Here is a 286-nt window from a genome sequence, read left to right on the forward strand (position 1 = left end):
AGGATGTGCTTGTAATCGGCGCCCACTTCGGCGACCAGCTCGGCGATGTTCTCGGCCAGCTGATGCTCGTAGGCGTCGTTGTCGGCGCACAGTACCTTGCTCACGCCTTCCGCCTTGGCGGCTTCCTCGGCCACGGCGCCGCAGCCTTTGCCGGCGACCAGCACGGTGATGTCACCGCCGATTTCCTTGGCGGCGGCGAGAACGCTCAAAGTAACCTTGTTGAGCGTGGCGTTGTCGTGTTCGGCGTAAACTAAAACACTCATCAGATCACCTTCGCTTCGTTCTT

Annotated in this window: 1 protein-coding gene; it reads right to left on the minus strand. The window is 60.5% G+C overall.

The genetic code is table 11. The features are described 5' to 3' along the window. Positions 1-263: adenine nucleotide alpha hydrolase family protein (locus B2W52_RS13305; RefSeq protein WP_476738536.1), on the minus strand; the 263-nt coding region annotated here is incomplete at its 3' end. Positions 264-286 lie beyond the last annotated feature (23 nt).

This window comes from Marinobacter sp. UBA2498 (genome assembly GCF_002341575.1).
GTDB lineage: Bacteria > Pseudomonadota > Gammaproteobacteria > Pseudomonadales > Oleiphilaceae > Marinobacter > Marinobacter manganoxydans.